This window comes from Bradyrhizobium pachyrhizi (assembly GCF_029714545.1).
In the GTDB taxonomy this organism is placed as follows: Bacteria; Pseudomonadota; Alphaproteobacteria; order Rhizobiales; family Xanthobacteraceae; genus Bradyrhizobium; species Bradyrhizobium pachyrhizi.
This window is the reverse complement of the sequence record NZ_CP121667.1, coordinates 7,919,829-7,943,944: the sequence shown is the minus strand read 5'-3', so window position 1 is coordinate 7,943,944 and position 24,116 is coordinate 7,919,829. Positions and strand designations below refer to the sequence as shown.

The 24,116-nt window shown below is 60.8% G+C and carries 24 protein-coding genes; 22 read left to right on the top strand and 2 right to left on the bottom strand.

Features of this window, described 5'->3' with window-relative positions; genetic code table 11:
• The first annotated feature begins 122 nt into the window (after positions 1 to 122).
• The 14 genes from QA639_RS37545 to QA639_RS37480 all read left to right on the top strand — a co-directional run bounded on the left by QA639_RS37545 (position 123) and on the right by QA639_RS37480 (position 13,757).
• Positions 123 to 782, top strand: coding sequence for a FadR/GntR family transcriptional regulator (locus tag QA639_RS37545; protein ID WP_283088646.1), 660 nt, complete (start codon positions 123 to 125; stop codon positions 780 to 782).
• Positions 783 to 1,372: 590 nt separating this feature from the next.
• On the top strand, positions 1,373 to 1,984 hold the full coding sequence (locus tag QA639_RS37540; protein WP_283088645.1) for an Lrp/AsnC family transcriptional regulator: 612 nt from the start codon (positions 1,373 to 1,375) through the stop codon (positions 1,982 to 1,984).
• A 616-nt stretch (positions 1,985 to 2,600) separates the two neighbouring features.
• The gene (locus QA639_RS37535; protein ID WP_283088644.1) at positions 2,601 to 2,951 is read left to right on the top strand and encodes a VOC family protein; all 351 of its coding nucleotides are present in this window, start codon (positions 2,601 to 2,603) and stop codon (positions 2,949 to 2,951) included.
• A 46-nt stretch (positions 2,952 to 2,997) separates the two neighbouring features.
• Positions 2,998 to 3,567 (top strand): flavin reductase family protein, encoded by a 570-nt coding sequence (locus tag QA639_RS37530; RefSeq protein ID WP_283088643.1) that lies wholly within the window; start codon positions 2,998 to 3,000, stop codon positions 3,565 to 3,567.
• Complete coding sequence (locus QA639_RS37525; protein ID WP_028337497.1) at positions 3,567 to 4,436, top strand: branched-chain amino acid ABC transporter permease; 870 nt, start codon at positions 3,567 to 3,569, stop codon at positions 4,434 to 4,436. Before QA639_RS37530 ends, QA639_RS37525 begins: the two co-directional genes overlap by 1 nt.
• The gene (locus tag QA639_RS37520; RefSeq protein ID WP_283088642.1) at positions 4,420 to 5,451 is read left to right on the top strand and encodes a branched-chain amino acid ABC transporter permease; all 1,032 of its coding nucleotides are present in this window, start codon (positions 4,420 to 4,422) and stop codon (positions 5,449 to 5,451) included. The genes QA639_RS37525 and QA639_RS37520 overlap by 17 nt, the downstream gene beginning before the upstream one ends.
• Positions 5,448 to 6,173, top strand: coding sequence for an ABC transporter ATP-binding protein (locus QA639_RS37515; RefSeq protein WP_283088641.1), 726 nt, complete (start codon positions 5,448 to 5,450; stop codon positions 6,171 to 6,173). The genes QA639_RS37520 and QA639_RS37515 overlap by 4 nt, the downstream gene beginning before the upstream one ends.
• Complete coding sequence (locus tag QA639_RS37510) at positions 6,166 to 6,885, top strand: ABC transporter ATP-binding protein (protein WP_028337500.1); 720 nt, start codon at positions 6,166 to 6,168, stop codon at positions 6,883 to 6,885. The genes QA639_RS37515 and QA639_RS37510 overlap by 8 nt, the downstream gene beginning before the upstream one ends.
• A 100-nt stretch (positions 6,886 to 6,985) precedes the next feature.
• Complete coding sequence (locus QA639_RS37505; RefSeq protein WP_283088640.1) at positions 6,986 to 7,672, top strand: enoyl-CoA hydratase/isomerase family protein; 687 nt, start codon at positions 6,986 to 6,988, stop codon at positions 7,670 to 7,672.
• A 1-nt stretch (position 7,673) separates the two neighbouring features.
• The gene (locus QA639_RS37500) at positions 7,674 to 8,441 is read left to right on the top strand and encodes a creatininase family protein (protein ID WP_283088639.1); all 768 of its coding nucleotides are present in this window, start codon (positions 7,674 to 7,676) and stop codon (positions 8,439 to 8,441) included.
• 220 nt (positions 8,442 to 8,661) lie between these two features.
• The gene (locus QA639_RS37495; protein ID WP_028337503.1) at positions 8,662 to 9,792 is read left to right on the top strand and encodes an LLM class flavin-dependent oxidoreductase; all 1,131 of its coding nucleotides are present in this window, start codon (positions 8,662 to 8,664) and stop codon (positions 9,790 to 9,792) included.
• A 29-nt stretch (positions 9,793 to 9,821) separates the two neighbouring features.
• Entirely contained in the window at positions 9,822 to 10,601 is a 780-nt protein-coding gene (locus tag QA639_RS37490; RefSeq protein ID WP_283088638.1) for an enoyl-CoA hydratase/isomerase family protein, read from the top strand.
• Between the two features lies 1 nt (position 10,602).
• The gene (locus QA639_RS37485) at positions 10,603 to 12,480 is read left to right on the top strand and encodes an AMP-dependent synthetase/ligase (RefSeq protein ID WP_283088637.1); all 1,878 of its coding nucleotides are present in this window, start codon (positions 10,603 to 10,605) and stop codon (positions 12,478 to 12,480) included.
• A 143-nt stretch (positions 12,481 to 12,623) separates the two neighbouring features.
• Entirely contained in the window at positions 12,624 to 13,757 is a 1,134-nt protein-coding gene (locus tag QA639_RS37480; RefSeq protein WP_283088636.1) for an ABC transporter substrate-binding protein, read from the top strand.
• 58 nt (positions 13,758 to 13,815) lie between these two features.
• Here the strand turns inward: QA639_RS37480 and QA639_RS37475 are convergent, their stop codons facing one another.
• Together QA639_RS37475 and QA639_RS37470 are read right to left on the bottom strand one after the other, a co-directional pair.
• Positions 13,816 to 14,634 (bottom strand): AraC family transcriptional regulator, encoded by an 819-nt coding sequence (locus QA639_RS37475; protein WP_283088635.1) that lies wholly within the window; start codon positions 14,632 to 14,634, stop codon positions 13,816 to 13,818.
• Between the two features lie 532 nt (positions 14,635 to 15,166).
• Positions 15,167 to 15,631, bottom strand: coding sequence for a MarR family winged helix-turn-helix transcriptional regulator (locus QA639_RS37470; RefSeq protein ID WP_028337508.1), 465 nt, complete (start codon positions 15,629 to 15,631; stop codon positions 15,167 to 15,169).
• Positions 15,632 to 16,024: 393 nt separating this feature from the next.
• On the opposite strand from QA639_RS37470, the gene QA639_RS37465 reads away from it, so the two are divergent.
• Genes QA639_RS37465 through QA639_RS37430 form a run of 8 tightly spaced genes read left to right on the top strand, consistent with a single transcriptional unit; the run spans position 16,025 to position 23,987 of the window.
• Positions 16,025 to 18,286: a xanthine dehydrogenase family protein molybdopterin-binding subunit gene (locus QA639_RS37465; RefSeq protein WP_283088634.1), complete on the top strand. Its 2,262-nt coding sequence runs from the start codon at positions 16,025 to 16,027 to the stop codon at positions 18,284 to 18,286.
• Between the two features lie 20 nt (positions 18,287 to 18,306).
• Positions 18,307 to 18,738 (top strand): SRPBCC family protein, encoded by a 432-nt coding sequence (locus QA639_RS37460; protein ID WP_283088633.1) that lies wholly within the window; start codon positions 18,307 to 18,309, stop codon positions 18,736 to 18,738.
• A gap of 2 nt (positions 18,739 to 18,740) precedes the next feature.
• Entirely contained in the window at positions 18,741 to 19,610 is an 870-nt protein-coding gene (locus tag QA639_RS37455; RefSeq protein ID WP_283088632.1) for an FAD binding domain-containing protein, read from the top strand.
• Positions 19,607 to 20,095, top strand: a complete 489-nt coding sequence (locus QA639_RS37450) for a (2Fe-2S)-binding protein (protein ID WP_283088631.1) — start codon at positions 19,607 to 19,609, stop codon at positions 20,093 to 20,095. Before QA639_RS37455 ends, QA639_RS37450 begins: the two co-directional genes overlap by 4 nt.
• Positions 20,096 to 20,133: 38 nt before the next feature.
• Positions 20,134 to 21,345: an FAD-dependent monooxygenase gene (locus QA639_RS37445; RefSeq protein ID WP_080667298.1), complete on the top strand. Its 1,212-nt coding sequence runs from the start codon at positions 20,134 to 20,136 to the stop codon at positions 21,343 to 21,345.
• Positions 21,346 to 21,369: 24 nt separating this feature from the next.
• Positions 21,370 to 22,071 carry an isochorismatase family protein gene (locus QA639_RS37440; RefSeq protein ID WP_028337514.1) on the top strand — a complete coding sequence of 234 codons (702 nt, stop codon included), beginning with the start codon at positions 21,370 to 21,372 and terminating at the stop codon, positions 22,069 to 22,071.
• Positions 22,068 to 22,892, top strand: a complete 825-nt coding sequence (locus QA639_RS37435) for an alpha/beta fold hydrolase (RefSeq protein ID WP_283088630.1) — start codon at positions 22,068 to 22,070, stop codon at positions 22,890 to 22,892. Before QA639_RS37440 ends, QA639_RS37435 begins: the two co-directional genes overlap by 4 nt.
• 42 nt (positions 22,893 to 22,934) lie before the next feature.
• Entirely contained in the window at positions 22,935 to 23,987 is a 1,053-nt protein-coding gene (locus tag QA639_RS37430; RefSeq protein WP_028337516.1) for a 2,5-dihydroxypyridine 5,6-dioxygenase NicX family protein, read from the top strand.
• The last annotated feature ends 129 nt before the right edge of the window (positions 23,988 to 24,116 follow it).

The window sequence follows — 24,116 nt, the reverse complement described above, 5'->3', positions numbered from 1 at the left end:
TGTCGCCGCAGCTTGATATAATTGTCGGACTGAAAATGCTTGCAGACCAAGATACGGGAGCAATGGCGTCCCGAAGTGAACCCGTTTACCGGACAGTGGTCCGTAGTATCCAAACCAAAATCATGTCCGGCGAATGGGTTGTCGGTGACAGGGTGCCAGCAGAAACGACGTTGGCGGCCGACTTTGGCGTTCACAGATCAACGGTCCGGGAAGCGATTCGGGTCCTGGAGCAAAACGGTCTCGTCCGCCGCCAGGATGGTGGCAAGCTTCTCTACGTCACCGCGCCTCGTGAGGCCGACATCTCGGACAAGGTGACGGCCGCCATTGTGCTCCATGAGATCACCTTCTTCGAACTCTGGGAGAGTATGAGCTTTCTCGAGCCGGCACTTGCTGTCTGCGCGGCCGATCGAATTGACAGTGATCTGCTGGCTGCTCTGCAGGCCAACGTCGATCAAACCAGGGCGGCCCTTGAAGACAAGCGAAGCCTGGTCGAGCTCGACATTGAATTTCATCAGATCATTGCGCGCGCGTCACGCAACCGCGCATTGCAACTCAGCCGCGAGCCGATGAGCCAGCTGTTCTATCCAGCGTTCCTGAAAGTCTTCTCGCGCTTGAATGCCGGCGAACGCCTCGTCTTTGCCCATGAGAAGATATTGCAGGCACTCAGCCGGCGCGACGCTGTCGACGCACGATCCTGGATGGAGAAGCATATCGTCGACTTCAGGCGAGGATATGAGCTGGCGAATCTCGATATCGACGCGCCGGTCGCCTGGCTCAAATAGTTGATGCGCCAGCAGGGAGACGCTCAGCGCGGCGAACAGTCTAGCGAGGAAGCGCATATTTCCTCCGGTCGTCGTCGTGAATCTGTGTTTGTCCGACGTGTGCTGTTCGCGGCTGATTCCGTGGTGCGTTACACCAGCAGTGCTGGATCATTCGACTGGCGTCGTCAGAGCATGGCTTGCGCAAGCCGAAGGCGGCCAATGACCTCTTAACGCCGGACAATCTGATTGCATCGTCCGGCCCCCTTCCGCTCAATACCAGCGCAATCTTGCCGAATGCAGTAGCGCCGTTTCGGATCTTGAGATTCCGGCGGGAAGCATTGCAAAAGCGCTCCGGGCAGCCGACTTCGTCGCGGCACACCGGATGTCCTAGTGGCAAGGCGAGTGATGCGAGCTCGCTGCGAACACGTGCCGGTTCGGAGCTGCGAGCGCAAGCGCAAATTGACTGTTTTTCGATACAAGTCGTCGCTTTGTCGAAATTCGACAGTCTGGACTGCGGTTAGCATCGCTGTCATCGAGATGTCACCGCGCGAGACAAACGGGCGGGGCGGGGCCTCGATAAGCGACCGTTTTGCCCTCGGGGAGACAGCGACATGACGACGACGGCTCTCGACAGAATCGATATCAAAATTCTCAATGAGCTCCAGCAGAACGCAAGTCTGACCAATGTCGAGCTTGCCTCTCGCGTTAATCTTTCACCGTCGCCCTGCCTCGCGCGAGTCAAGACGCTCGAAAAGCTCGGTGTCATCGATCGCCGTATCGCCGTGTTGGACCCGGCCGTCCTCGGTATCGGCGTCACCGCCTTTATCTCGATCAAGCTTGAGAAACAGGTGCAGGTCTCCCTGGAGAATTTTACGCGTGCCATCGATCGGCTGAGCCAGGTCATGGAATGCTACCTGATGACCGGCGATAGCGACTATCTGCTGCGCGTGATGGCCTCCGATGTGGAAGATCTGGAAGATCTGATCGTCAACAAGCTCTCGCGTATTCCCGGCGTATGCAGCATTCGCTCCAACCTTGCTTTGAAGCGAATATCCCACAAGACGGTGCTCCCCATCGACACCAGCGGTCCGGTGACAGTGAAGGCGTGCAACTCGTCGCGGCAGGAGCGACCGACAAAATTGCGCTATGACGCCGCCGCCCAGTCGCGGGGAGATAGCGAGATGTTCCGCGAATTCGCGCATCACTCGACGGGCGTCCTGTAGCCGCGCCACCAATGGCCGGTGTGTCATCGGCCCGGCCAGGGCGGGCCCTTCCCGCGCGAGCGACAGACGATCGATCGTAGCATAGCAGTGCGGCGATGACGCTCCCTTTACCGAGGCCTGAGAGTCTTCGCACTTGGTGAACTCGTCGTCCTGACCGGCGACGACCGCGACGGAGACGGAAATCTCGTTGTCGCAGCATCGACCTCATTCGTCATCTCACCTTGTCGTCGCATGACGTCATGGGTCCGGCTCTCCGGCATCGAGGTCGTATGAAACAAGAAGTTCTAGCTCGTTCAAGAAATACGCCAGCCCACCGAGGAATGAAGCACCGAAGCGACGGTCGATCGCGAGGTGCGATCAATTGCGTGCGAATTATCCACGCCAGCGATGCGCTGGCCCCTTAGCGGCACTGACGCTTGAAGACGGGCGTCTGCAATTCACCGAATAGAATGAAAGCGCGATCGCGAGCTGCGCGATCAGCATAAAATGCTGATCGATGCCCAAGGCAGCGGCCTGTTCGAACACAAATTCCGACCGAAAGCGACAACTATCGCCGAATAATCCCGCGCGCAAAAAATATGGCGCGCTGTCACACAGACGGGACGGAAGGAAGCACGTGAGGCTCAAACAGGTCTATTTGACTGCCGCCGATCCGCAAGATCTGGCCAGGTTCTACGAGGCGCTCGGTCTGAGCGTGCGCTTCGCGGATGCCGGGAGGTGGATACAGTTCGTCAGCGACACGAGCGCGTTTTGCATCGCCGGTCCAAGCGAGTCTGCTTCAGACCAATCACGGGGCGCCGTTCCTGTATTCGAGGTCGATGACCTGGAAGCGACGGTCGCAAGCGCGCAAGCCGCGGGTGGCAAAGCCATCGGTGCCATTCGCGACATGGGTTCTCATGGTCGGGTAGCGCATATCCGCGATCCGCGCGGCAACGACATCCAGTTCTTTCAGCCTGCGCGCAGTTGATAGGAGACGAAATGCCGAAAGATCCTCGATCATCACCACGAGGCCCATGACAAACATGACTTTGCAGGTATTGCCGATGTCCATCCAACAAGCGTCCTCGCTTGACGCTGAAAAATTTCGAAATGCGATGCGCAATGTGCCGGGCGCCGTCTCGATCGTGACGACCGGTGCAAGGCCGGGGCGGCATGGTCTGACGCTGACGGCCGGCTGTTCGGTATCGACCGAGCCATCGAGCGTGCTGGTCTGTGTCAACAAGTCGGCTGGAGCGCATGATACGATCAGGGATAGCCGGGTGTTTTGCTGGAACATCCTGGCAGAGGAGCATCTCGCGCTCGCGAAGACATTTTCCGGTCAGGACGGCAGCAAGGGCGATGTCCGCTTCACCGACGGCCTTTGGCAACACCTGACCACCGGTGCACCGAGCCTGATCCGGGCGGTTTGCAGCTTCGATTGCCGTGTTCTCGCGGCGCATGATGCCGGAAGCCACACCATTTTCATCGGTCAGGTCGTGGCGCAGGCGGTAAATTCCGACCGCGAACCGCTTCTCTACGTCAAGGGGTGTTTCGCCGTACCAAAGGCACACGAACCGGTTCCCGCATCGGCCGGAGCGCGCTGATGCTGTCGCTCTGGCTCAATGTTCTTGCGAGTGGTGTCCTGCTCGGCTTTGTCTACGGACTCATCGCGCTCGGCCTCACTATCGTTTTCGGCGTCATGCGCGTGGTCAATTTCGCCCATGGCGAGATGGTCGTGTTCGGCGTCTATCTCGGATATTGGTCCGTCCGCATCTGGGACGTGCCGATCATTGCGGCGGCGGCGATCGCTGCGCTCGTGATGTTCGTCTTCGGCTATCTGCTGGAAACACTGATCGTAAAGCGGTTCGTCAATCGTCCGCATCACTACCAGTTCATTGTCTTTATCGGTCTGTCGCTGCTGTTCAGCGGATTTCTCCTGATCGCATTCGGCCCGGATCCGCGGCCAACGGCTTCGCAATTGTCGTTCCACACAGTGTCGCTTGGTCCCCTGACGTTCGACCTGGCCCGGCTGCAGGCCGCCGGAACCGCCGGCCTGCTGATCGCATTGCTTGGCGCCTATCTGAAGTATTCCTCATTCGGCCGGTCGGTGCGCGCGGCGGCCAACAATCGCCTCGGCGGCTTCATCGTGGGCTTGAATATCCCGCGGATCTACGCGGTGACGTTCGGCATCGGTGCCGCCTGCGCCGGCGTCGCCGGAGCGCTGATCTCGCCGCTATTCGACGCTCACCCCTATCTGGCCGTCGACTTCACGTTGCTGGCCTTCGTGACCGTGATCGTCGGCGGCCTCGGCAGTTTCGGCGGCGCGCTGCTCGGCGGGCTGACCATCGGCGTGGCGGAGGCGATCGCGGCGCTCCTGTTCACCCCGTCCATGAAGACGGCGCTTCCCTATGCGCTCCTAATCATCATCCTGATCTTCCGCCCACGAGGGTTCTTCGGTGCCAAAGAAATCTGACGATGCGAACGGCATGAAGCGCTGGCTCGCCGGGGCATCGGTCTTCGTTGCCCTGGCGCTGGTCGGCATCCTGTCCGACTCCTACATCATCTCGTTGATGACGATTGTCCTGCTGTTCACCTTCATGGGACAGTCGTGGAATCTGATGCTCGGCATCGGCGGCCAGCTCTCGATCGGTCACGCGCTCTTTGTCGGGCTCGGAGCCTATTCTGTGGCGGTCCTGTACATCAAATACGGGGTTTCGCCATGGATCGGCCTGATGGTCGGCATGCTGATTGCCGGCGCGGTCGGCGCCGTGCTGGCCTGGCTCAGCTTCCGCTTCGAAGTCAGGGGGATCTATTTTGCCCTGTTGACCATCGCGGCGGCCGAATTCGCCCGCATCATGTTCGGCGGCTGGGAATTTGTCGGCGCAATGCAGGGGTTGTTCTTTCAGGCTCCAAACGGCACGACCGATCTCCTCATGCTGCGTGGCGATGCGCGCTTCTATTATTTCGTCGCGCTTGCGCTCTCCGCCTTGGGGGTAATCGGCACCGAGATCATCTCCCACTCATATCTCGGCTATGTCTGGCGTGCGATGAGGGACGATGACGAGGCGGCCCGCGCGCTCGGCGTTCGCACCTTTCGGCATAAGATTTTAGTCATCTCCATTTCCGCCGCGACGGCGGCGGTCGGCGGCGGAGTTCTGGCGCTTGTGCAGGGGTCGGTATTTCCGGATTCGATGATGGGCATGGGCGTGTCCGTCGAGGTTCTGATCGGGCCGGTGGTCGGCGGGCTCGGCACTGCATTCGGCCCGCTGATCGGATCGCTTGCCGCCATTCCACTCAATCATCTGATGGGGGCGCTCGGCGACAGTCTCGGCGTCCCGGGCCTGAACAATGTCGCCTACGGCGTCATCCTGATCGCGGTCGTCTGGTTTCTGCCGGACGGAATCTGGCCTACGATGGTTCGGCTTTTCAGCGGCGTGCAGTTGCCGTCGCGCCCGTGGTTCCCGCAGCCGAGAAAGGTCGAGGAATGACGGGTCTGCTCGAGGTCCAGAATATCACCCGATCCTTCGGCGGCCTGGTCGCCGTCAATGATGTGAGCTTCACGCTGCAACCTGGTCGCATTGCTGCGCTCATTGGCCCCAATGGCGCGGGCAAGACGACCTGCTTCAATCTCGTGGCGGGCGCGCTCAAACCGACCAGCGGCAAGGTTCTGTTCGAGGGGCGCTCGATCGAGCGCACGCCGCCCGAGCGCGTCTGCAGGATGGGGATCGCGCGGACATTCCAGATCGTAAGACCGATGCGGGATATGTCCGTCCTCGAGAATGCGATGGTGGGCGCGTTCAGCTGGACGAAGAGCGTGAGTGAGGCGCGGTTGACCGCGCTCCAGTCGCTCGAAAGCGTCGGCCTGGCCGGCAAGGCGAAGGCCCGGATCGATCAGCTGACGCTGCCGGACCGCAAGATGCTGGAGACGGCCAAGGCGCTATCGACTAGACCGAAACTGCTGTTGCTCGATGAAGTCATGGCTGGGCTGCGGCCGACCGAGGCCGCGGCCGTCGTCCACGTGTTGCAGAAGCTGGCGGAGGGCGGACTGACGATCCTGCTGGTCGAGCATGTCATGCGGATCGTGATGGAAGTCGCGTCGAAGGTGATCGTCCTGCACCATGGCGCGAAGATCGCGGAGGGACGGCCCCACGATGTGGTGAACGACCCGCGGGTGCTGGAAAGCTATCTGGGGACCGGCTTCCATGCTTGATGACACTCTTCTTTCGGTCGACGGCCTGTGCGTCGCATATGATGGATCGAACGCCCTGAACGGCGTCTCCCTTAAAATCAGGAAGGGCGAGTTGATCTGCGTCGTCGGCGCAAATGGGGCCGGCAAGACGTCCCTGATCAGGTCGATCGCGGGCATCGTCCCGTCATTTAGCGGCAGCGTCAGGATGAACGGCGTCGATATCACGAAGTTGCCGCCATGGGACATCTGCGAACTCGGAATCGCCCAGGTCGCCGAGGGCCGTCAGATTTTCGGGGCGCTCTCGGTTGAAGAGAACCTCTTGATCGGGGGATCGCTGAAGCGGGCAATAGCCGATCAAGACGCAGCGCTCGAATTCGTCTACGGGCTGTTCGGCCGCCTCTGCGAGCGTCGACGCCAGTTCGCGGGAACGCTTTCGGGCGGCGAGCAGCAGATGCTGGCGATCGGGCGGGCGATCATGTCGAAGCCCGAGATCGTCATGTTCGACGAACCATCGATCGGTCTGTCGCCGGCCGTGACCGACATGATGTTCGACGTGGTGAAGTCGCTGCACCAAAGAGGCATCACGGTGCTGCTTGTCGAGCAGAATGTCGCGAAATCGCTGGCGCTAAGCAATCGCGGCTATGTCCTGGAAAATGGCAGTGTCGTGCTGCAGGGGCAGAGCGATGAACTGCTGAACAACACGGATGTGCAACGCGCATTTCTCGGCATGTGAGCAATTTTGGGTTTCATACATGGACACAAGCGGCATTCTCGTCAGCGAACGCGACGGTGACCTCGTCACACTCACTATGAACCGTCCGCCGGCAAATGCGGTGAATTTCGATCTCACCGCGGCCTTGCTGGAAAGCGTTCGTGCTCTGGCAGCCGAGGACGTACCACCTGGCCTCGTGCTGACGGGACAGGGCGACCGGTTCTTCAGCGCCGGCGGCGACATCAAGGAGGTCGCGGCGGGCGACACGGCAGCGCCGCGCATCAGAATATTCCATGCCCTGCTGTGTGCGATGGAGCAGTATCCGGGACCGATCGTCTGCGCCGTGCGGGGCTACGCCGTCGGCGGCGCGCTGGAATTTTTGCTGCATGCCGACCATGTCGTCGCTAACGCAGAGTGCAGGATCTCGTTTCCGGAAATCAATCACGGCCTGCTTCCCGCCACCAAGGGCATGCGCAAGGCTAGCGAAAGGCTCGGATTGCGGCAGGCGCAGATGCTGCTCTATTGGGGCGAACTCGTCGATGCCCGCAAGGCGATGGAGATCGGGGCCATCAACGAGATCGTGCCGACCGCCGAGGTCATGGCGCGGGCGGTGGATGTCTGCCGGACGCTGCGTGGCAAGGACCAGAAGCTTTTCGCCGCGATCAAGCGCTCACTGAACCTGACGGCGCGGATGGACGACGCGGCGCTAGAGGAGATGACCGTTCGGGACCTCGACGCCTATCTGACTGGCGACAGCTCCGCGGAGGCCCGCACCCGGTTCCTCTCGAAGAACACGCGAGGCGGATAGTATGAACGTCGCGCGCCAGTCAGATCAAATCCGCCTGGAACTCATGAGCTTCGAGGACGTCGTCACCGCGCTCAAGAACGAATATACGACAGCGTTGATCCCTTGCGGCGCCGTAGAGCAGCATGGGCCGCATCTGCCGCTCTGCATGGACACGGATCATGCCAATGCGCTGGCGGAGCGCATCGCCCGCGATCTCGGAGCCACCTTGATCGCGCCGACCGTCACGGTGGGGTGCTCCGCTCATCATCTGGCATTTCCGGGGACGATCTCACTTCGCGCGGAAACTCTCGAAGCGATATGCCTCGACTACTGTACGAGCCTCGCCAAGCACGGCTTCAAACGCATTCTTTTGTTCTCCGGGCATATCGGAAATTTTCCCGTGCTCAAGGACATGCTCCCTCGATTGCGCGAGGCGATGTCGGATGACGTCGAAATCGACGCGTTCTGCGATTCCATCGCGTGGATCGACCGCTGGCGCCTTGCCGTCCAGAATGGCGGTGGCAATCCGGACGCGGTGGGCGGACACGCGGATATCGCGGAAACATCGCTCATGATGGTCTTGCGCCCTGAGAGCGTCAGACAAAAGCGCTTTGAGGTCGGATATCGCGGTGCTCTCTCGGAAGGCGAGCTGCGCTTGATGTGGGCCGATGGGATCAAGTCGATCTCGGCGAACGGCATCATCGGGGATCCGAACGGATCGAGCACCGCGATAGGATGCAACTGTCTCGATGCCATCACTGACCTTCTTGTCCGATCATTTACGAAATAGATCGTCGTCGTCGATGGAATTGTCGATGGTGCGTGTGATGGCAGACTGCCGGCAATGCAAGTGTGGGAAGATTGATGCGTTGCTTTCGCGTCGAATTCAATTTGATCCGTGCAGCATAATGTTCGGAAGTTCATGTCCGCTCGGACAGCTTTCGAATGAAAATATCGTCGTCCGTGTGAAACACTGTGCCAACCTCGAACTCCCTGAAGGATTTTGAAAAATGGCACTCAAGTTTGGGTTTTGGTCGGAGCAGGAAACCCAGGTCGGACAAAGCTACGCGCGCCGTCTTCATGAGTTGGTCGACGAAGTGCGTCTCGCCGAGAGCGTCGGTTTCGACAGCGTCGCGCTTTCCGAACAGCATGTGGCATTGGGCGGCATTTCGAGCTCGGCGCCCGAAGTGGTGTTCGGCTACCTGGCTGCTGTCACCTCGCGCGTGAAATTGCGGTCGGCGGTTACTCTCATGCCGCAGCGGATCAATCACGCGCTGCGCTCCGCAGAACGGCTCGCCGTCACCGACATTCTCTCTCATGGCCGCATGGAGTTTTATGGCGGCCGGGCGAACACGACCATCGCGATGCGCGCCTTCAATGTCGATCCGAGCGAGACGCTCGCCCAGATGGAAGAAGGCATCGCACTTCTCAAGAAATCGATGCGCGAGGACATCTTCACCTTCGAGGGCAAATATTACCAGATCCCGCCGCGCATGCTGGTGCCGAAGCCGCTACAGAAGCCGCATCCGGTTATAGGCATCGCTGCGACCAGCGAGCGGAGCCATGGCTGGGCGGGATCCGAAGGTCTGGCCCTGATGAGCGCCACGATCTATCAGGGCTGGGAAGTCCAGCAACAGATGCTGAGCGCCTATCGCAAGGCGTGGAAACGCGACGAAGACGGTCCGCTAGAGCGCCCTCGTGCCGGCATTCCGCTGTTCTTCGGCATCGGCTCGACGGACCAGAAAGCGAAGGACGATTACGCCGAGCCCTTGATGCACTACGCGAGAATTTCCACCGACGCCTATCCTCGTCTGGCGAAGCTCGCCGATGACTATGCCTACATGAGCGAGAGTGTGCCGGCCATGGAGCGCGCCGGAAGAGACTGGGATTATCTTCTGAACCACTCGGCGACAACCGTCTGCGGCAGTCCAGATACCGTTATTCGCCAGCTCGAGAAATTCCAGGCGCTGGGAATCGACGAGGTGTTGCTTCACCTCGATTCCGTGAACCACGAGAAGATCATGGAAGCGATCGAGATGTGCGGCCGCTACGTCATCCCGCACTTCAACGACAGGAATAACGTCGTGCGGCCGACGGAAGACATTCTTGCGCAAATCCGGGCTATGCGACCCCAGAAATAAGCCCAAGGAAACACAGGATGGAGAGAACGATGTCACAGCATATCTACAAATATCTCATCGTCGAGAAGCGCGTCAGCGGCGTTGCCGTTGTCACGATGAACCGGCCGGAGGTCCTGAACGCCATCAACTGGGACATGCACGAGGAGCTCGAGCGGATTTTCGTCGACCTGGATCACGACAAGGAGGTTCGCGCGATCGTGCTGACCGGAGCGGGCCGTGGCTTCTGCTCGGGTGGCGATCAGAAGTCGCTGGACAAGGGCCCGTTGCCGTCGCCGACCAGGAGCGGACGCCATCTGGTGCGCAATATGCTCGAGGTCGAGGTGCCGGTCGTGGCGGCGGTCAATGGTGTTGCGGTCGGGCTCGGGGCGACGCTTGCCCTGTTCTGCGATGTCATCTTGGCGAGCCCGACCGCGCGTTTTGCCGATACGCATGTGACGGCCGGCGTGGTTGCGGGTGATGGCGGCGCGGTGATCTGGCCGCTGCTGATGGGGCCGGTGCGTGCGAAGCACTACCTGATGACCGGAGAGTTTATCTCCGCCGAGAAGGCCGCCGCCATGGGCATGATCAACGAGGTCGTTTCGGGCAGGGATGTCAAGGATGCGGCGATCGAGTACGCCGAGATGCTTGCGAGCGGCCCTCGGGAGTCGATCATCTGGACGAAGTACAGCGTCAACAAGATCATCAAGCAGTACGCGCATCTGGTGCTCGACACCTCGGGCGCGCTGGAGATGCTGACCTTCGCGCTGCCCGAGCGCCGCGAGGCCGTCGCCGCCTTCGCTGAGAAGCGGAAGCGCTTCGCGGAGAGATGACATGAATGTCGATGCCATCACCTCCGGAGCCGAGCTTGCCGAAGTCACCGTTCCGCAGCTTTTCAACGCGCGACTGGCGGATCGGCCTGATGCCGTCGCGTATCAACGGAAGCGTCATGGCGAATGGATGGCAGTGACATGGAAGGACTACGCGCAAAGGGTGGCAAACCTGGCGAGTGCGCTGCAACGGGCTGGTCTGGGGCGCGGCGACCGGGTCGCGATCATGGGTGATGCATCGCAGGAATGGTTGATCGCCGACATGGCGACCATGTGCGCTGGCGGCGTAATGGTCGGCGTCTATTTCACGTCGTCGCCGGAGGAGGTCGCATACTGCCTCAAGGACTCCGGCGCGACGTTCGCCTTCGCCGGGAGCGAGGAACAGCTTCACGTGATTCTCGGGTCTGGCCAGTCGAGCGGCCTGAAGACGATCATCGTGCTGGATCCGGATTGGGCAGGCGATGCTGTGCCGGATAACGTCGTCGCGCTGGACGGGTTTTGCGGGACGATCGCCGCCGATGCGGGCAGGTTCCTGCGTAAACAGGGTACGATGGCGAAGTCCAGTGACGTCGTCAGCATCGGATACACGTCCGGGACCACGGGAAATCCGAAAGGCGCCATGCTGACGCATCTGTCGATCCTGGCAGGCGCACATTGCGTTACGACGTTCGGACCCGGCATGCGCGCCGATGCCCATCGCGTGGTCGTCCACCTGCCAATGTCGCATACCGTAGCCCGCGCGCAGGCGACGACATTGCCGCTGATCCTCAACATCATGCCGTATTTCGGTGAGAGCACGGCCGACTTCGCCCAGACGATCAAGGAGGTCCGGCCGACCTATTTCATGGCCCCGCCTCGCTTTTATCAGCGGTTTGCCGCGCAAATCCTCAGCAGGGCGCATGCGGGAACGACCAAGCAGAAGCAGGACTATCAGTTCGCGATGAAGATCGCCCGCAAGGCGCTCGACAATCGGCGGGCCGGCAGCGCGCCGGATCCATTTGTCTCGGAGCTGTTCGAGGTCTGCCAGGAGCAGATCTTCCTTCCGCTGCTCGCCGAAGTCGGCTTCGATCAGCTCAAGGTCGCATTCACGTCTTCGGCGGCGATGCCATCCGAGCTGATGTCGCTGTGGCAGTTGTGGGGCCTGCATTTGAAGGAGTGCTACGGTCAGACCGAGCTGGTCGGCGCCAATCTGGTCCAGATGGCGGAATGGCCGGAAGCCGGCAATGTCGGAGTGCCGCTCCATGATCCCGCGTGGGAGACGGCGGTTCTCGAAGATGGCGAAATGATCGTGCGCGGTCCGGGCCTGTTCGTCGGTTACTGGAACAAGCTCGAAGAGACCAAGTCAGCGCTGCGCGACGGCTGGCTCTATACTGGCGACATCGTCGAGATCGGGCCAACCGGCCTGTTCAAGCTGATCGATCGCAAGAAGGAGATCATCAATACCTCCAACGGAAAGTCCGTCAGTCCGACTCAGATCGAGAACGAAATCCGTCACAGCCCGTACATTTCCGAAGCGGCGGTCATCGGCGAAGGCCGCAAATACCTGACTGCGTTGATCGAGGTCGATGCGACCGCAACGATGGATTGGGCGAAATCGCGGGAGTTGCCGATCACAAGATATTCCGATCTGGCAGAGTCCGAGATCGTCGTCCGCCTGATCGAGGCCGAGGTCGCCAAGGCTAACAGTCGACTGGCCAGGGCAGAGCAGATCAAGGCGTTCAGGATCCTTCCGGAAGAACTCTCCCCGGAGAACGGCGTCATGACGCCGACGCGGAAGAAACGGCGAAAGCAGTTGCTCGAGCGATATAGGCCGCTGATCGACACGCTCTATGATGAGAGCGAGGAGAATCTGATCAAGGCCGAGATGGGAGCGCAACCCTGATCCGTGAAATCGATTTCAACGTAGCAAGTCCGAAGGATAGTCATATGAAGGGTCGTATTCAGACTGTTGTATCGCGTCGTGCGGTGCTCGGCACCGGAGTAGGGGTTGCTGCCGGTCTTCTGACGAGATCGTTAAGGGCGGCGGTGCCGACGAAGGTAAAGATCGGCGCCATGATGCCGAGTAGCGGCATATTGGCATTTCCGGGGCAGGCTTGCGTTCGCGGCATTAACCTCGGTGTCAAATTCGCCAAGGAAAAATACGGGCTCGATGTCGAGGTCGTCCACGCGGATACCCAAAGCAAGCCGGAGAACGGGCGGATTGCGGCAGAAAATCTCATCCGACAGGGATGTACGGTCCTGATCGGTGCATGGGATTCCGGCGCCACGATATCGGCGCTCCAGGCGGCGGAAGCCGCGCGCGTTCCGATGGTCGTTCATATCGCGAGCGCGACCCAGGTGACGTCACAAGGATTTACACAGGTCTTCAGATATTATCCGACGTCACTGACGATCGTTCGGCAGTCCCTGATCGATTTCAAGGCGCTGCTGCCGACGCTGAAAGATGCGCCGACCAGCGCAGCTATCCTGCATCTGAACAACACTATGGGCCAGTCGACCGCCGCAAGCATCAAGCAGGCCTGGGCGGAAGTCGATGTTCCGTTGAAGATCACGGAATACATACCGTATGACGAAAAGGCGAAGGATCTTTCGGTGGAGGTGGCGAAGGCGAAGGCCTCCGGCGCCGACGCCCTTGTCCCGATTACGCGCGTCAACGACGCGATCATGATTACACGGGAATGCGTCAAGCAGGGATGGGATCCGAAGATGATCTATTCGGCGAATTCAAACGGCGTGGTCGACAAGGCGTATTACGACGCGCTGGGCAAATATGCGGACGGCGCCATCCAGTCGGCAATCTGGTACAATCCGAAGGCTCCGGATACGGAGAACATCCTGAAGAAGTTCGCCGCGGACTATCCGAATGAATGGCTCGATGGAAACGCCGCCTGTGCGTTCGAGGCCGTGCAGATTGTTGGCGACGCTGTGAGCCGTGCGGGGGCGTCGGAATCGACGCCCATTCATGCCGCCCTCAAGGCGTCAGACATGAAGCCGATCCTCATGGCGACCGGCAACATCAAGTTCGACGCAAGCGGCCAGAACATCAATTGCGCAGTGTCAATGCTGCAGGCGCAGAAGGGAATGCCGCGGGTTGTGGCGCCGAAAGCCGAAGCCGAGGCCTTGCTTCAATATCCACTGGTTCCCTTCAGCGCCAGGTAGCAACGCGACCTTGTGACCGAGAGTGATGTCCTCGGGGGCGCTATATCCGTTTGCCACGTCAGGCAAAATCTTCACGACTGGTGATGCTGGCGCGTTCGGCGAGGAAGCGGCGCGGACTCTTACCCATCATCTTCTTGAACATCGTGATGAAGGCGCTCGGTGCCTCATAGCCGAGATCGACGGACACCGTCTGGACGGTCGCGCCTGCCGACAGCCGCTGCAACGCGACCAGAACATGCAGGCGCTGCCGCCAGCGCCCATATGTCATCCCAGTTTCCTTCAGCACCAATCGCGCGAAGGTTCGCTCACTCATCGCGTAACGAGCCGCCAATTCCTCGATGGTGCTACGGTCACTGGGATCGTTGAGAAGCGATGCGGCAAGGTGCTGAAGCCGACTATCTGGTGAGATCGGCAGATACATCTGTTCGGTGGACATCTGCACGAGTTCATCGAGCAGGACGCGTCCGAGACGGCTGGTGGGACCTTCAACGGGGTACAGAGGCGGAAAAGCCGATAGCCGATGTATCAGCTCGCGAACGAGCGACGAGATCGTAAAGGTGCAGCAGGTCGTCGGGAGATTGCTCGCCTTAGGATCGATGAAGACGACGAATACCTTCCCGTAGTCCGAGATGCAGTTGCTGTGCAGGATACCGGCGGGTATCCATACGGCGCCTTGCGGAGGAACGATCCACAGCCCGCCCGGTGCCCGGCACATCACCGATCCGTGCGAGGCGACGACCAGTTGTCCTTTCCGGTGCGAATGCAACGGAAGCTCGTCATTTTCCTCGCCCGTCTCGATGCAGAAGGAATTGATGGGGCGGTCGAACTGATCCGGATCGACCGGAGTGTAATTGATCCGGAGCTCCGGTACATCCATTCGGGCCAAGCCATGGCCCGTCTCGGGGGGGAATGAAGAAGGCATCCCATCCACTCTTGGAGGCTAGGGCGACTGCGCCACCGGCCGAGGCAGGCTGGCGTCGAGTTTGCGAAGAATAGCGGGCTCTCCCATCATTGCCACGAAAAACTCGCATCCTCCGCACCGCAATCTGCGACAAAATGTGCATCATGAAGCGATGCAACGCCGACTCGGCATGCCGCGCAGGACGCTGGCCGATGCTCCGGGGACGCCGGGCAGGCTCGGGAGCGATGCTCGCGATCATGACGCGATAGATAGTGCCGATGAAAGTGGATGGTGCGATTTACTTCGGCACAAAATGCGGCTTGCGATCGATGATACTTTGATTGCGGACCCCGTTTGCAGAGCGTTCAATCGGGGTTGGCGTCTTCGCGTGACGAAAGATGATGTCTTCCGCTCCTCCCCCTGGCCCGGCTGACATTGCCGGGCCCTTTTTCGTTGCGCGGACGGATGCATGCGACAGCTTGCAGTATCGTCATGCCTCAATCGTCTCTCACCGGCGAATGACCTTCTTCAGTATTTCCGCAAGCGTTCGAAACTCTTGCTGGCTTAGTGGGGAGAATGTCTCACTGGAAATCTCTCCGACGGTCTCGATCGCGGCATCGGCTATTCGCCGGCCTTTCTCGGTCAGGTCGATTTCCCGTCGTCGCGGATCCAGCGGATCTTTGTAGCTCGTGATCAGGCCGCGGGCTTTGAGACGCGTGATGACACCGGTAATCGTGGCGGAATCATAGTAGATCAAACGCCCAAGGTGATTTTGCGAGCAAGGTCCGACCTCGCGCAACTTCGCAAGGGTCGAAAACTGCGGAGCCGTCAGCCCTTCGATCATCTTCGTGGTGAAGATCGACGTATGCGTCTGGAGCGCGACACGCAAAAGGAAGCCTGGTGCGTCATCCAGCGTATATGGTTGGGCTTGCTTCGAGCTTTCCGCAGAACGCGCCTTTGTTTTTGATGGCAAGACTTTCTTCCCTCAACGGCACGACGCCGTGGGCTCGTTTAGCGAAATGACGACCGGCGCCGAGAGCTTGCGGCACCGGTTTATTGTCTACATTCCCCCAATTCCAGAATCCATCCCCGTTCGGCATCTGGCGGCGGTCCCGGCCCGGACGGCATCGACAGCCGTCCGACGGATTTCTTCTTGTCGTGCCGGTATGGCGGCTTTTGCGCACAAAATTTCGAAATCGCCGGTTGCTGACGTCCTGCCGCAGATTATTGCCCTCCTGATCCCCGATCCCGGCCGATCGTTGATTACAAATTCATCGGTCGTGTACAAGCATAGCGCTTGCATACAAGTGGTAATTGGCCTAACGGTGGTGGCGATAGTTTCACAGAAGCGATGCGGGGCCGCGGGATGTCTCACGCCACAGACAGCATGGATTCCGTTCGCCCCGACCTGATCGAGAAGGTCACAGGGCGTGCCGAGTACATTACGGACCTCGTTGTTCCGGGAATGCTGCATGGTTTCGTCGTGCGATCGCCTGCCGTCCATGCGCGCATCGTCTCGATCGACACGGCTGCCGCCAAATCGGTCGACGGGGTCGTTGATGTGCTTGTCGGCGAGGATGTGGCCGCGTTCGGCCGTTGGGGCCTGGTGCTGAAGGATCGGCCGATCATCGCTGTCGAGCGTGTGCGCTATGTCGGCGAACCGGTGGCTATCGTCATCGCCGAGACGGTCGAGATCGCGGAAAACGCCGCAGAATTGGTGGATGTCGAATATGACGAGCTGCCGCGCGCCACGACGATTCAAGAGGCGATGGCCGAAGGCGCGCCGCTAATCCATGAGCACCACGAAAATCTTGAGGATTTTTACTTCAAGGGCGGTGCCCGGCCGACCCAGGGCAGCAATGTCTTCCACACCTATCGGAACAATGTCGGTGATGTCGACGCCGCCGAAGCGACTGCCGCCTATGTCCATGAAGATCACTTCACCTTTCCCGCGATCTCTCACTTTGCCATGGAGCCGCACGCGGTCATCGCGGATTTCCGGGGCGACGCGTTGACGGTTTGGACGGGCGCGCAGACGCCGACCGCGGTTCAGAAGGTCCTGTCGCGCCTTTTCGGCCTGCAAATAGCCAGGGTTCGCATCATCGTGCCGTTCGTGGGCGGTGGCTTCGGCGGCAAGGCTTCCGTGAAAATCGAGCCTTTGGTCGCGGCAGCATCATGGAAGGTGCAGCGCCCGGTTCGCGTTGCCCAATCGATATCCGAATCGATGCTGACGTGCCGGCGGCTCGGTGCTGAAATCACGATCCGTACCGCGGTGGACTCAAAGGGGCGCATTCTCGCCAAGCGCGCCAAGCTGTTGCTCGATGGCGGTGCCTATTCCGATACGGGTTCGGCCGTCGCGACCAAATCGGCGAACCGGATCATGGGACCGTACGTGACGCCGAATCTGCGCCTCGAGGCGTCGGCGGTCTACACCAACACAGTCCCTGGCGCGGCCTTTCGGTCCATTGGCGGACCGCAGGCGGTTTGGGCCAAGGAATCCCACATGGACAACGTTGCCGCCGCCATCGGAATGGATCCGGCCGAATTCCGGCTGGTCAATCTCGCCGGCCGCGGGGAACGGACGCGACCAGACCTGCGGCCGCTCGATATGGATATGAGCGAGCTGGTCGCGTGCGTGAGCCAGTCATCCGTGTTCGAGGCCCAGGGGTCGAACCGGCGCGCGCGCGGACTTGCGGTGGCCGCCACCGATCCGGCCAATACGCCCATCGCAAACGCGCTCGTTCGTCTGAAAATCGACGGCTCGATCCTGGTGTCCGTCTCCAGCATCGAAGTCGGCCAAGGGGCGCACGCGACGATGGCGCGGATCGCGGCGCAGACGCTCAATCAGCCGTTCTCCGCAGTCAGCACGTTACGCACCGACACCGCGGTCGCGCCCTACGATTGGGGAACAGGGGCGAGCCGCTCCACCGTCGTTGTCGGTCTGTCCGTGGAGAGCGCGGCGCTCGATGCCGCCGATCAGATCTTCGACATGGTGGCCGACGTCTGGGAAGTGCCCAAGGAAACCCTGTCGCTGGTCGAGGGGGGCGTCTCGACGGGCCCTGAAACTCTAACCTTCCATCAGATCTTCCATCGCACATTTGGGATCGACTCCGGCGAGGTCGTCGGTCGCGGCGCGATTACGCCGCGATCGAAGAACGGTGCGCTGGCCGAGTCGCCGCTGTTTTGGGAGACCTCTGCAGGCCTCGTCGAAATCGTTGTCGACGAAGACACCGGTCAGATCAAAGTGCCGCGATATGCGAGCGCAGCCGATATCGGACGTGCGATCAATCGCGTCGCCGCCGAAGGGCAGGACGAAGGCGCCGCTGCCATGGGCTTCGGGCATGCGCTTTACGAAGAGCTGGAGTTCGAGGACGGCCAGCCGGTCAACGCGACGCCGATCGACTACACGATTCCGCGCATCTCCGACGTGCCTCCGGCGTTCGACACCATCCTCGTCGAAAACGGCGACGGACCAGGTCCCGGCGGTGCGAAGGGAATGGGCGAGGGCGCGATCCTTCCGGTCGCGCCGGCAATCGCGAATGCGCTGTTCTCAACCTACGGCATTCGGATCACCGACCTTCCAATGACGCCAGAAAAAGTGTGGCGCGCGTTGCAGCAGAGGAAATAAGCATGGAATTCAACATGTCGATGGTGGTGCCGGCGACGCCAGCGCAGCTGTGGGACGCGCTGATCGACGTTCCCAGCATCTCGTCCTGCATTCCGGGCTGCGAGAACGTCGAGGAGATCGAGCGGCTCGCGACCTATAAGGCGACGGTCAAGCAGAAGATCGGCCCGTTCAAGGTCGAAGTGCCTGCCGATATTGTGGTCGAATCGGTCACCGAACCATCGAATGTCCGCATCCGCGCGATGGGGCGAGACAAATTTACGGGCACCAGGCTGACGGCCATTCTCGACGTCAACGTAACACCGGACGGATCCGAATCCACCCTCGCCGTGGATGCAAAGGTCGACATCCAGGGGCGTCTCGCGACCATGGGCCTCGGAGTCATCAGGCGCCGGGTCGATCGGAATTTTGAAGAATTCGAGGCCAAGCTCAAAAGCTTGCTCGGTGCGGCGTAACCATGCTGCCGTCGCCCTTCGCATTCGAAAAGCCGACCACGATCACCGAGGCCATTGCGGCGGTCGGTGAGGAGGGCGATGGCATGTTCTATTCTGGTGGGACCGAGCTGCTGCTGGCCATGAAGATGCGCGTCATCCACACGGAGCGGCTCGTCGACATCAAGGCGCTGCCCGGCCTCGACCTTATCGCGTTGAACGACGCGAACGAGATCGAGGTCGGCGCGCGGTGCACGCACAAGAACATCGCCGCGAATGCCCTCATCCGTCAGCATGTCCCGGCCCTGTCCTCGCTTTGCGCGAATGTCGCAAATGTCAGGGTGCGCAGTGTCGGCACGGTGGGTGGCAATCTGTGCTTCGGGGAACCGCATGCGGATCCGCCGACTATGCTGGCCGCATTGAACGCGCGGCTCATGCTGCAGGGGCCCAAAGGAACCCGCGCGGTTTGCGCCGACGATTTCATTCGCGGTGAACTCGAAACGGTGAGGGAGCCGGACGAGCTTCTGACGAAGATCGTGTTTCCGCGCCCGACCGGGCCGGTGACCTACCGACGGTTCAAGCATGGGGAGCGTCCCTCGGTAAACGTCGCGATGGCCTGGTCGGTGGACGCCGACAGCACGATCAAGGCCGCGCGTGTGCGCGTCGGTGCGATTGGTCCGCGGCCGCAGCCGTTGAAGGCCGTCGAGGACGTCCTCCTGGGATGCGCTCTCGCAGATGTACGCTCGGCCATCGAAGTCGTGCTCGATGCAGCATTGGGCGAGCTTGACGTCAACCAGGATCGCCACGGCGGAGCCGATTACAAGCGTCATCTTGCCGGCGTCCTGCTGATGCGCAACGTCGAAGAGGCCGTGTCTCGAAGGGATAACCTGCCGTGACCTACGTTCTGCCCATCTCGTTCTCGCTGAACGGCCAAGTCGTCGCGCTGGAAGTGCCTGTCCACACATTGCTGATCGACCTCGTTCGCGATCGTCTTGGCCTGAAGGGGACTAAGCGCTCCTGCGACATGGAGGTCTGCGGTGCTTGCACCATGCTGCTCGACGGCGAACCGATCTCGAGCTGCACGACCCTCGCTGTCGACGTGGATCAGCGGGAGGTGACGACGATCGAGGGCGTTACGCCTCCCGTCGGCCTGTCACGCGTTCAAAAGGCCTTCGTGCTTCACGGCGGCCTTCAATGCGGTTTCTGCACGCCGGGCTTCATCATGGCCGTTACGGCCCTGCTGAAAGCGACGCCGCATCCGACCGACGAGGAGATCCGTCATTACCTGCACGGCAATCTCTGCCGCTGCACCGGATACGTCAAGATTTTTGAGACTGTGAAGAGCCTTGCCGCAGAGAACGCCTCCGAAGGCGCCCCTTAACCCATCAAGAGAAATCATCGCTTTCGTTCGGAGAAACCATGAGCATTGAACAGGTCAGTAAGTCGAGCGTCCTGATCGCCGGCGCCGGTATCGGCGGCCTTGCGATGGCGCTGTCGCTGCTTCGCCGGGGCATCGATTGCGATATTCTCGAGCAGTCATCCGAACTGCGTGAAGTCGGCGCCGGACTGTGGATCTCGATGAATGGCGTGCGGGTTCTGAGAGACCTCGCGCTGACCGAGCAGGTGGAGCAGAACTGTATCGCAGCCGAGCGCCGAGACATTCGCCTCTGGAGCAATGGTGAAAGCTGGCCGCTCTATGACCGGAGTTCCGACGCTGCCGGGAACCAGCCTTATCTCTTGTTGCGCGCGCATCTGCTGAAGATCCTCGTCGAAGGCGTCCGTCGCCTGAAGCCCAGTGCGATCCACCTCAATGCGCATGTGGTCGGGTTCATCCAGGATGACGAGGGTGTTCGGGCGAAGCTGGCCGACGGCACTGAAATCCAGGGACACGCGCTCATAGGGGCCGATGGCGCTCACTCCAAGGTCCGCCTCGGCCTGATTGGAAATATCGAGAGCGAATATACGAACGCCATCGCATGGCGCGGCCTGGTGCCGGTCGAGCGTCTCGCGCCGCATCAGCGCGAGCACGTCGTCTCCACCTGGATCGGGCCGACTGCGCACGTCACCGCCTATCCGGTGAAATGGCAGGATACGCAATTGATGACATTCTCCGGGCAGGTCGATCGTGCCGACTGGCTGCTCGAGTCATGGTCGGAGAAGGGTTCGGTGAAAGAATGTCTCGGCGATTTCCAGGGCTGGCATTCCGACATCATCGAGCTGATCAGGAATGTCGACACGCTCAACAAATGGGGCCTGTTCGTTCGCCCGTCACTGGAGACGTGGTCCAAGGGGCGCGTCACGCTGCTTGGCGACGCCTGTCATTCGATGCTGCCCTATCTCGGCCAGGGCGTGAATATGGCGCTGGAGGATGCCTCGGTTCTTGCGCGCTGCTTCGATGACCAGCCGAACGATCTGGCCAAGGCTTTCCGGACCTATCAGGACCTGCGGCTCGACCGCACCAGCAGGGTCGTGAAGTCCGCGGCCGGTATGCTGCCGGTCTTCCATAATCCGGCGCTCAATTCGGTCGCGACGGCAGGCGACTACATCAAGACGCAATGGGCGCCCTCGGCAACGGCGGCGCGATACGACTGGATCTATCAGTACGACGCGACCACCGTTCCGCTTCACTGACGTCGCGATCACCGGAGTGCAGGCATGACCACGAAACAGCCCTGGGACGACGTCATTCCGCTCGAAGAGCAGGAAACCTATGCGATGGCCGGCTTGGGCGGCGCGGCCGGTTTCGGCAGGCGGCCCGCACTTCTCGTGATCGACGTCCAGTATCGATCGGTCGGCAACCGGCCGATGCCGATCCGTGAAGCCATCAAGCAATACCCTACAAGCTGCGGCGAGGCGGGATGGGAAGCCGTCGCGCATATATCGACTCTGTTGCGCATATTTCGGGAAGAAAAGCTGCCAGTGATCTTCCCCCACGTCGCGCGAAAGATCGACCATGACCACGGCGCGTTCTCGGCAAAGATCCCGGGCATCATGCGGATTCCGCCTGAGGGCTACGATTTCGTCAGGGAAGCAGCTCCGGAACCCGGTGAGCTGCTGCTGCCGAAGACCCAGGCCAGTGCGTTCTTCGGCACGCCGCTCGCCACCTATCTGATCGGTGGCGGCGTGGACTCGCTCGTCGTAACGGGCTGTACGACCAGCGGATGCGTGCGTGCATCCGTCGTGGATGCGTGCGCGCTTAATTTCAAATCCATGGTGCCGAGCGATGCGGTCTACGACCGGTCGCCTACGTCTCACGCGGTCAACCTGTTCGATATCGCGAGCAAATATGCCGATGTGCTGCCGACACAGGCGGTGATCGAGCGGATCCGAGCGCTCCCGTCGGAGAACGCGACGTGAGAGACGCATCGACGACCAGTCTGCTTTATGGCGCCCATGTGCGCGCCAACGGCATCCGGCAGCATTATCTGAGATTCGGCGGCAGCGGGCCGGCGGTGGTCATCGTCCCGGGAATTTCGACCGCGGCGGCGCAATGGGCGTTCATTGCCGAGCGCCTATGTGCCGGGCGCGACGTCTATGTCCTCGATGTTCGCGGCCGCGGTCTCTCCGAAAGCGGACCACATCTCAGCTATTCGCTCGATTCCTGCGCATCCGATCTCGTCGCATTCGCCGAAGCGGTCGGCATCGGGCCATATACGATACTGGGTCATTCCATGGGCGCGCGCATCGGCATCCGTGCAGCGCGCTGGCATTCGTCGTTCATCGAACGGCTGATCATGATCGATCCGCCGGTGTCGGGTCCTGGGCGCCGCCGTTATCCGATCCCGGTCGAGCCCCTCCTGAAATTGCTCCATAGCGCGCAGCGCGGCGAAGCCGAGACGGCGCTTCGCGCATCGGATGCCCCGCAATGGCCCGAACGGCATATTCGGATGCGGGCCGAGTGGATGCATACATGCGATGAGCGCGCGTTGATCGAAAGCCACAGGGGCTTTCATCACGATGACATTCATTTCGACCTCGCAAATCTTGACGTCGCCACCGCCCTGATCGTTGCGGGGCGTGGGGGCGTCATTCGATCCGAGGATGAGGCCGAGATCCTCAGGCTTCTGCCATCGATCGCGATCCGGCGGCTAGAAGGCGCAGGTCATCAAATGCAGATCGACGACACCGAGGGCTTCCTCGCCATTGTCCAGGAATTGCTCGCGCAGCCCCGCTTCTAGGGGACTGCAAATCCATGTGTCTCTATCCGGAGGTCTTTCACAATGTCTAGACAACGCGTCGATGTTGAAATGCTCGATCTGTTCAAGGCCGAGCTCGAGCTCTGCAAGGTCAAGAAAGGTGAAGTCGTCGTCGTTCTCAGTGGCGGCGAAGACCAGCCCGAATATGCTCAGACCTTCATGTTGGCCGCGCAGGCGCTCGGCGCGACGACCTTCCATCTTAACGTTCCGAAATACGGCCAGAGCAAGGTTGCCGGCCAGCAGGGCCGCCACGCGCTGACCGGAAACCAGCCGGCGATCGATACGCTGAAGCGCGCGGATATGGTGATCGATCTGCTGGGACTGCTGTTTTCCCGGGAGCAGACCGAGATCCAGGACGCCGGCGCGCGCATCCTGCGCGTGATGGAGCCGTTCCATATCCTCAAGAAGATGTTCCCGACCGAAGATCTTCGCCGCCGCACCGAATTGTCGCGCAAGCTGCTGCAGTCAGCCAACAAGATGCGGATCACGTCGCCGGGGGGCACGGACGTGACCTATGGCCTGAAGCAGTATCCGGTGATTTCGGAGTACGGATACACCGACGAGCCGGGCCGCTGGGACCACTTCCCATCGGGCTTCGCTTTCACGCAGGCGACCGACGGCGAGGTGAACGGCACGGTGGTCCTCATGCCCGGCGATATCCTCTGTGCCTTTAAGCGATACATCCAATCGCCCGTCACGCTGACGGTGAAGGAGGGATACATCACCGATATCCGGGGTGACGGGACCGATGCGATCCTGATCAAGAACTATATCGACAGCTTCGGCGATCCGCGCGGTTGGGCGATCTCCCATATCGGTTGGGGCTCCAACGAGCGTGCGCATTGGCATCATATCGCGGCTTCGCAGCAGCTGTCGTCGGAGCACATCATGAACGCGCTGTCGTTCTACGGTAACGTGCTCTTCTCGACCGGTCCCAATACGGAACTTGGTGGCACCAACGACACGCCGTGCCATCTCGATATTCCTCTGCGCGGCTGCAGCCTGTGGCTCGACGGTATCCACGTCCTGGACAAGGGTGAGTTCGCCTATCCCGAGCTGAGGGCACCGGGCCGATAGCTCCAGGGACAATAGGCCCATGGCCGGACTCCACAACTCGGGTCCGGCCATGCCGCGCACTTCACCTCTCAATTTCGAACGAAGACCATGTCAGCAACGATATCTCAGTCGAATGACTACACCGCGAGC

Coding starts and splice junctions, on each gene's coding strand:
- QA639_RS37545 (WP_283088646.1), top strand. CDS start 123: ATGTCCGGCGAATGGGTTGTCGGTGACAGGGTGCCAGCAGAAACGACG.
- QA639_RS37540 (WP_283088645.1), top strand. CDS start 1,373: ATGACGACGACGGCTCTCGACAGAATCGATATCAAAATTCTCAATGAG.
- QA639_RS37530 (WP_283088643.1), top strand. CDS start 2,998: ATGACAAACATGACTTTGCAGGTATTGCCGATGTCCATCCAACAAGCG.
- QA639_RS37525 (WP_028337497.1), top strand. CDS start 3,567: ATGCTGTCGCTCTGGCTCAATGTTCTTGCGAGTGGTGTCCTGCTCGGC.
- QA639_RS37515 (WP_283088641.1), top strand. CDS start 5,448: ATGACGGGTCTGCTCGAGGTCCAGAATATCACCCGATCCTTCGGCGGC.
- QA639_RS37510 (WP_028337500.1), top strand. CDS start 6,166: ATGCTTGATGACACTCTTCTTTCGGTCGACGGCCTGTGCGTCGCATAT.
- QA639_RS37500 (WP_283088639.1), top strand. CDS start 7,674: ATGAACGTCGCGCGCCAGTCAGATCAAATCCGCCTGGAACTCATGAGC.
- QA639_RS37495 (WP_028337503.1), top strand. CDS start 8,662: ATGGCACTCAAGTTTGGGTTTTGGTCGGAGCAGGAAACCCAGGTCGGA.
- QA639_RS37490 (WP_283088638.1), top strand. CDS start 9,822: ATGTCACAGCATATCTACAAATATCTCATCGTCGAGAAGCGCGTCAGC.
- QA639_RS37485 (WP_283088637.1), top strand. CDS start 10,603: ATGAATGTCGATGCCATCACCTCCGGAGCCGAGCTTGCCGAAGTCACC.
- QA639_RS37475 (WP_283088635.1), bottom strand. CDS start 14,634: ATGGATGTACCGGAGCTCCGGATCAATTACACTCCGGTCGATCCGGAT.
- QA639_RS37465 (WP_283088634.1), top strand. CDS start 16,025: ATGTCTCACGCCACAGACAGCATGGATTCCGTTCGCCCCGACCTGATC.
- QA639_RS37460 (WP_283088633.1), top strand. CDS start 18,307: ATGGTGGTGCCGGCGACGCCAGCGCAGCTGTGGGACGCGCTGATCGAC.
- QA639_RS37455 (WP_283088632.1), top strand. CDS start 18,741: ATGCTGCCGTCGCCCTTCGCATTCGAAAAGCCGACCACGATCACCGAG.
- QA639_RS37445 (WP_080667298.1), top strand. CDS start 20,134: ATGAGCATTGAACAGGTCAGTAAGTCGAGCGTCCTGATCGCCGGCGCC.
- QA639_RS37440 (WP_028337514.1), top strand. CDS start 21,370: ATGACCACGAAACAGCCCTGGGACGACGTCATTCCGCTCGAAGAGCAG.
- QA639_RS37430 (WP_028337516.1), top strand. CDS start 22,935: ATGTCTAGACAACGCGTCGATGTTGAAATGCTCGATCTGTTCAAGGCC.